This window comes from bacterium (assembly GCA_027622355.1).
In the GTDB taxonomy this organism is placed as follows: domain Bacteria; phylum UBA8248; class UBA8248; order UBA8248; family UBA8248; genus JAQBZT01.
Genome location: JAQBZT010000160.1, coordinates 1 through 7,034 on the forward strand (window position 1 = coordinate 1; position 7,034 = coordinate 7,034).

At 61.2% G+C, this 7,034-nt stretch carries 7 protein-coding genes and 1 tRNA gene; 7 read left to right on the plus strand and 1 reads right to left on the minus strand.

Going from position 1 to position 7,034, the window contains the following annotated elements; genetic code table 11:
* The 7 genes from O2807_09925 to O2807_09955 all read left to right on the plus strand — a co-directional run.
* A partial coding sequence (locus O2807_09925; protein ID MDA1000812.1) for a 3-isopropylmalate dehydrogenase occupies window positions 1–738 on the plus strand: 738 nt, incomplete at its 5' end.
* Window positions 738–1,772: an aspartate-semialdehyde dehydrogenase gene (locus tag O2807_09930; protein MDA1000813.1), complete on the plus strand. Its 1,035-nt coding sequence runs from the start codon at window positions 738–740 to the stop codon at window positions 1,770–1,772. The genes O2807_09925 and O2807_09930, both read left to right, overlap by 1 nt.
* On the plus strand, window positions 1,769–2,626 hold the full coding sequence (gene mtnP / locus O2807_09935; GenBank protein MDA1000814.1) for an S-methyl-5'-thioadenosine phosphorylase: 858 nt from the start codon (window positions 1,769–1,771) through the stop codon (window positions 2,624–2,626). The genes O2807_09930 and mtnP overlap by 4 nt, the downstream gene beginning before the upstream one ends.
* A complete protein-coding gene (gene hemL, locus O2807_09940; GenBank protein MDA1000815.1) occupies window positions 2,623–3,909 on the plus strand; it encodes a glutamate-1-semialdehyde 2,1-aminomutase in 1,287 nt (428 codons plus the stop codon). Before mtnP ends, hemL begins: the two co-directional genes overlap by 4 nt.
* A gap of 32 nt (window positions 3,910–3,941) precedes the next feature.
* On the plus strand, window positions 3,942–4,259 hold the full coding sequence (locus O2807_09945; protein ID MDA1000816.1) for a septum formation initiator family protein: 318 nt from the start codon (window positions 3,942–3,944) through the stop codon (window positions 4,257–4,259).
* A gap of 98 nt (window positions 4,260–4,357) precedes the next feature.
* Window positions 4,358–4,434: transfer RNA gene (locus tag O2807_09950), tRNA-Met, on the plus strand.
* A gap of 131 nt (window positions 4,435–4,565) precedes the next feature.
* Window positions 4,566–5,246, plus strand: a complete 681-nt coding sequence (locus O2807_09955; GenBank protein MDA1000817.1) for a hypothetical protein — start codon at window positions 4,566–4,568, stop codon at window positions 5,244–5,246.
* Window positions 5,247–5,468: 222 nt separating this feature from the next.
* Here O2807_09955 and O2807_09960 read toward each other — a convergent pair whose 3' ends face one another.
* Window positions 5,469–6,647, minus strand: coding sequence for an acyl-CoA dehydrogenase family protein (locus tag O2807_09960; protein ID MDA1000818.1), 1,179 nt, complete (start codon window positions 6,645–6,647; stop codon window positions 5,469–5,471).
* Window positions 6,648–7,034 lie beyond the last annotated feature (387 nt).

The following is a 7,034-nucleotide window of genomic DNA, read 5'->3' on the forward strand; positions in this document are numbered from 1 at the left end:
GAGGCCTCCACCCTGCGGCCCGAGGCCGTCCGGGGGCTCGACCTTCTGGTGGTGCGCGAGGGGGTGGGCGGCATTTACTTCGGCAAGCCCCGCGGGATTGATAACATCGGGAACGGCAACGAGCGGGCGGTGGACACCATGGTGTACACGACGCCCGAGATTCAGCGAATCGTGCGGATGGGCTTCGAGATGGCCAGGGTGCGGAGGGGCAAGCTCTGCTCGGTGGACAAGGAAAACGTCCTCGACAACAGCCGTCTCTGGCGGCGGGTGGCGACGGGCGTCGGGAAGGAGTATCCCGATGTCGAGCTCTCCCACATGTACGTGGACAACGCGGCGATGCAGCTCATCCGCAATCCGCTGCAGTTCGACGTGATCGTGACCGGCAACATGTTCGGAGACATCCTGAGCGATGCCGCCTCGATGCTGACCGGCTCGATTGGGATGCTCGCCTCAGCCAATCTCAACGAGTCCGGCTTCGGGCTCTACGAGCCGGTGCACGGCACCGCGCCCGACATCGAGGGGCAGGATGTGGCGAACCCCATCGCCGCCATCATGTCCGCCGCCATGCTCTGCCGCTATTCGCTCAAGCGGGCCGACGCGGCCGAGGCGATCGAGAGCGCCGTGGCCCAAGTGCTTGAGGAAGGCTACCGCACGGCCGATATCTATACGGACGGGATGAAGAAAGTGGGCTGCGCCGAGATGGGCGGCCGGGTGAAGGAACTCCTCGGAGGGAAGTGATGGGCGGCATGCGCGTCGCCGTGGCCGGTGCGACCGGCGCGGTGGGCCGGGAGATGCTGAAGATACTCGCCGAGCGGAAGTTTCCGGCGAGCGAGGTGGTGGCGCTCGCGAGCGAGCGGAGCGTCGGCAAGAAGGTCCCCTACGCCGGGGGCGAGCTCGAGGTGCGCCTTCTGGCGCCGGATGCCTTCGAGGGGGTGCAGCTCGCGCTGTTTTCCGCGGGCGGGGCGTGTTCGCTTGAGTTCGCTCCCGCTGCGGTGAAGGCGGGCGCGGTCGTCGTGGACAACTCGAGCGCCTTCCGCATGGACCCCGAGGTACCGCTCGTCGTCCCCGAAGTAAACCCCGATGCGGCGGCTGCGCACCGGGGGATCATCGCCAACCCGAACTGCTCGACGATCCAGATGGTGGTGGCGCTCAAGCCGCTGCACGATTCCGCCCGCATCCGCCGGATTGTCGTCAGCACCTACCAGGCGGTCAGCGGGGCGGGCCAGAGCGCGATCGAGGAGCTGCGCGATCAGGTCGAAAAGGGAAGCGAGAGCGTCCCCCAGGTTTTCCCGCATCCCATTGCCTTCAACTGCCTGCCGCAGATTGATGTCTTTCTCGATGGCGGCGCGACGAAGGAAGAGCAGAAGATGGTGGACGAGACGCGCAAGATACTCGGTGCGCCCGATCTTCCGGTCAGCGCGACCTGCGTGCGGGTTCCGGTCTACAATGCGCACTCCGAATCGGTGAACGTGGAATTCGAGCGCGACATCTCTCCCGAGGAGGCCCGTGATCTTCTGGCCGCCGCCCCGGGAGTCGAGGTGGTGGACAACCCGGAGCAGGGCGCCTACCCGATGCCGATCCGCGCCGACGGGGCGGACCCGGTTTTCGTCGGGCGCATCCGGCGCGATCCCTCGCGGGAAAATACGCTGAACCTGTGGGTGGTGGCGGACAACCTTCGGAAAGGGGCCGCCCTGAACGCCATCCAGATTGCGGAGCTTCTGCTCGCCCGGGGGCTGTTGAAGGCCGCAACAGAGACGAGGGGATCGATTTGAGCCAGGCAGAGATCGGCGTTATCGGCGGAAGCGGCCTCTACGCCATGAAATCGCTGGAGGATGTGGAGGAGGTTGCGCTCGAAACCCCCTTCGGGCGCCCATCGGCTCCCTATGTGATCGGCACCTTGTCGGGGAAGCGGGTCGCTTTTCTCCCCCGGCACGGAAGGGGCCACGTCTTTCTTCCGGGCGATATTCCCTTCCGGGCGAACATTCACGGCTTCAAGCAGCTCGGGTGCGAATGGATCATCTCGGTGAGCGCCGTCGGCAGCCTGCGCGAGGAGATCGTGCCGGGCCATCTGGTGATCCCCGATCAGTTCATCGATTTGACGAAGACCCGCGCGAGCACCTTCTTCGGCGACGGGCTCGTCGCGCATGTCTCGATGGCCGATCCGGTGTGCGCCCGGCTCAGCGGGATTCTCTTCGAAGCCGCCCGGGAAGCGGGCGCGACGGTGCACGCGGGCGGTACCTACGTCTGCATGGAGGGGCCGCAGTTCAGCACCCGGGCCGAGAGCTTCCGCTACCGCGACTGGAAGGCCTCGGTCATCGGCATGACGAACATGCCCGAGGCGAAGCTTGCCCGCGAGGCGGAGTTCAGCTACGCGACGCTGGCCCTCGCCACCGACTACGACTGCTGGCACGAGGAGGAGGAGGCGGCGAACGTTGAGGCGATCATCGCGCTTCTCCACCGGAACGTCGAGCTGGCCCAGCGGGTGATCACCGGCGCAGTTTCCAGGATCGAGGGAAAGAGCCCCTTCGCCGGCTCGCTGGCGGGCGCCATCATCACCGACCCGAAGGCGATTCCGAAAGAAACGCGCGAGCGGTTGAAACTTCTGACGGGGAGGTACCTGTCTTGAGCGGACAAAAGAGATCCGAAGAACTCTTCCGCGCGGCGCAGAGGGTTATCCCCGGCGGGGTGGACAGCCCGGTCCGTGCCTTCGGCTCGGTCGGCGGGACGCCCTATTTCGTTGACCGTGCGGCGGGGAGCCGCATCTGGGACGCGGACGGAAACGAGTATGTGGACTATGTCCTCTCCTGGGGGCCGCTCATCCTCGGCCACGCCTTTCCCCGCGTGGTGGAGGCGCTGAAGGAGGCCATCAGCCGGGGGACGAGCTACGGCGCGCCGACCGCGCTCGAGACCGAGCTGGCCGAGCTGGTGCGGAAGGCTTATCCCTCGATGGAGCTCCTCCGGTTCGTCAACTCGGGGACCGAGGCCACGATGTCGGCCATCCGGGTGTCACGCGGCTTCACAGGGCGCGATCGCGTCGTCAAGTTCGAGGGCTGCTACCATGGCCACGCTGACGGCCTGCTGGTCAAGGCGGGAAGCGGGGGCGCGACTCTCGGGGTGCCGGACAGCGCCGGGGTGCCGGCGGACTACGCCCGCAACACGCTGACCCTTCCCTACAACGACATTGAGGCGGTGCGCGATCTGTTTTCCCGCGAGGGGAAGAGCATCGCCGCGATCATCGTCGAGCCGGTGGCGGGAAACATGGGGCTCATCCTCCCGCGGGAGGGTTTTCTCGAGGCGCTCCGCGAGGAGACCGAAAAGTCGGGTGCACTCCTCATCTTCGATGAGGTGATGTCGGGCTTCCGCGTCGCCCTCGGGGGGGCGCAGGAGAGATTCGGTATCCGCCCGGACCTGACCACCCTCGGGAAGGTGATCGGCGGGGGTCTTCCGGTCGGCGCCTACGGCGGGCGCAAGGATGTGATGGCGTGCGTCGCCCCCCTGGGGCCGGTCTATCAGGCGGGGACCCTCTCGGGAAATCCGCTGGCCATGACAGCGGGGATCGCCACGCTGCAGGAGATGGCGGAGCGGAACCTCCCCGAGGCGCTTGAGGACCCGGTGGCCCAGCTGGGAGAGGGAATCGCCGCCGCCGCCCGCGAGGCGGGCGTTCCGCTCTGGAGCGTGCGGTGCGGCTCGATGTTCTGCTCGTTTTTTCAGGAGGGTCCGGTGTACAATTACGCGGACGCCCGGAAGTCGGACACGGAGCGCTACGCGAAGTTCTTCCGCGAGATGCTCCGGTGTGGGGTGGCGTTGGCGCCGAGCCAGTTTGAAGTCGGTTTTCTCTCCGCCGCCCACACGAAGGCCGATATCGAAATGACCCTCTCCGCCGCCCGGGGAGCCTTCGCCGCCCTGTAGGTTTTTTCCTCCGCCCCCAGGAACCGGACGAATTGCCGAAAAAGCCGAAAGAGAAGGTCCGCTCCGCGCGGCTCCTCCTGTGGGGCGCCCTGGGGTTGAGCGCCCTGCTCGCTGGAGGCGCGATCTTCGGGCGGGACGGCTACCTCGCGGTCCTCGTCAACCAGCAGCGTATCGAGACGCTCGAAGCCGAGATCGCCACCCTCCGCCAGGGCAACCGCCGTCTCCGGCAGGATGTCCACTCCCTGAAGAACGATCTCACCTCGATCGAGCGCATCGCGCGCGAGGATCTCGGGCTGGTCAAGCCGGGGGAGACGGTCTATGAGCTGCTCCCTCCCGGCAAGGACAGATAAAGCCCCCCACATCCTTTTTGCCAGTCATTCCGGTTCGCCGGATTTCCCCCGGCTCCCTTGACGAATCGCCATGAGTCGGATAGACAGAGAGCAGACGATGCGGGGTGGAGCAGTCTGGTAGCTCGTTGGGCTCATAACCCAAAGGTCGCGGGTTCGAATCCCGCCCCCGCTACCAAAAAATTCAAGGGGTTGCGGCTTCTGGCCGTGACCCCTTTTTCTTTCGGTTGCGTATAGGTTGCGGATGGATGCATGGAAGTTAAGAATTTGGTGGTTTCACGAAGGTCATAGGCCCCTTCCAAGGTGTTGGTGAAGAACATGCAAAATCTATCAGTGTTCGTAGATGTCTCAGGGCGTTTTGGAGGCGATAGGCCTGAAACGGACGAGATTCTTACAGTGTGCGGAATTGCGGTTCCTACGTCTGATGTTGAGGAAATTCGAAACCAATTTTTTGATCGAAAGAAGTGGAGCGAATCTGGAAAAAATGAAAGGGAAGACATATCGAATTTGATTGCGAGTTTGTCAGACAAGGAGATCGCGATAGTTGTTCTTCAAATAAATACGAAATCCTCTGAGTTTTCCCAGTATTTTCGAGATGCCAATAATGAGATCGAACGACTTGAAAAAGAAGGAGATGAAAGGGCAAGCGCGTTCAAAAACATCCCAAGTTTTGTGAATGAGTTTGTCAAGGCGATGATACTCGGCGGTGGAAGCTACGTAATTCCGCGCTATCTACAAACAGTATATGGTGGCGGGGAAGTGGTTAATTCCGATTCGAAATACCCCGTCATAGTTGAGTTTGTTTTTGATCAGGACATTCAAAATCAAGATGCCCAATATATCTTGAAAACATCGATTGAACGTCTCTCGAAAGGAAGACTAACAGAACTGGGATTTGCTCCGGAATTTGAGGCCAGATTGACACATGAGGACGAGGAACCACTGCTTTTTAATTCCAGATCACATAGCCGGAGTGTTCCAGAGAGGTAACACAACTTTGATGGAAAAGTATCGTGCCGCATTTGGCAAAAAGATTCATGAAGAATCTCGAAGGTTTGAACAAGTATTTTCTGGGTTCTAACAATTAGATCGCGGTCCAAGCCGCGCGATTCCGCATGACGATGGGCAGATGCCTCCCGCCCGCCTGATAGTGGACTTCCAGCTGAGCCGCAGCGCCATACATTCTTCAAGCGGCTGGGTCAGGGTACGGACTTACCGCAGCTTTGCGGCCGCCCTCAGCTTCATGACCGAATCAGCCGCCAGGTGAGGGAAGATCGCGACATCGCGGAGCAACTTCTCCACCGGTGCGTCCCGCATGACGCCTGATCCGCCAAATATCTCCACCGCATTTTGGGCAACAGAGATAGCCGCCTCGGTGGCAAACACCTTCATCAACTGTTTCGAAGAAGATTCAAACTCCTCGCCCGCGTTTTCCGCGTTTTCCACTACGTTGAACAAATAGCTCCGGGCTGCCTCCAGACGCATGTGCATATCTGCCAGCTTGAGGGCAATGGCCTGGTGCTCGATGATCGGCTTCCCGCCCTGGATGCGGTTGCGGGCGTGGTCAAGGGCGTATTCGAAAGCTGACTGTGCGATCCCCAGAACATTGGCGGCCAGCTCGACATCGTTGAAGCTGACGTACCTTTCTGAACCTGAGCCCTTCCCCTTGTTCACCTCTCCGAGAACATTCGCATGGGGAACCTGGCAATCCTGGAAGATGAGCTCGGCGTTCTGATAGAAGCGCCAACCGATCTTGTCGTGCGTCCGGCCAATGCTGAACCCAGGGGTGTCTTTCGGGACGAAAAACATCGTCGTCCCCTCGGTGATGGGGACATCCGGATTCGTCCGCGTACGGATAATATAAAGACTGGCCACACCACCATTGGCGATGAAATGCTTCATGCCGTTGAGCACCCAGCTGTCACCCTTGCGGACCGCGGAAGTCTTCCACCCCGCCTTCGGATAACCCGGAGGGGGTATGCGGTTGTCGGAGCCCGCATCGGGCTCCGAGCCTCCCATGGCGAGAAGATAGGTATCGTCATTCATGAACAGAGGGAGGAAGCGCTTGCGCTGTTCATCGTTGGCGAGCTTGGCGATCATGGGGGTCCACTTCCAGCACTGACTGAAGGTCTTGGCCACGCCCCCATCCGCGCGCGCCAACTCGAGAATCACGAGCACTTGCCCCATAAGGTCGACTCCGGGCCCGCCGAATTCCTCGGGTACGGCCAGAGTACGCAAGCCCAGGGCGGAGCCCTTTTTCACCAGCTCCCAGCTGAAGGTTTCCTTCGGGTTGGTGATCTTGTCCCTTTCCGCTGCGATGGGACGGATCTCCTTCTCAGCGAACTCCCGCGCCATCTGCTGCAAAGCCCTGTTTTCATCGCTAATGCGCATATTTATGCCCTTTCCTTCCATTCGGCACGACAAAGTTGATGATAGCTGCAAACCAGTTGGACTGTAAGTATCCGGAATTATGCGGCAACGCTCTCCTTTTAGCAAAATAAGGCCTAATTTTCTTCCTCTGCGGTGTCTCCCGCCAAGAAGTCCATAAAGACCGTAAAAAGATACCCTCTTAGGCACCCCTTCCATCCAAATCCACCGTGAATAAAGGGGTTTCTCCATTTTGGGGCACAATGATCCCTTCTCCTCCGGGCCCAACACCGCTTGCAGCCCCTCATCAGCCATAGCCGAAAACTGCCCGGTAGTAATGGGCCAAAGGGAAGGCCGAGGCCACGTGAACGTGCCACTTCCTGGAGTGATAGGAGACCCTGGCCCCGATCT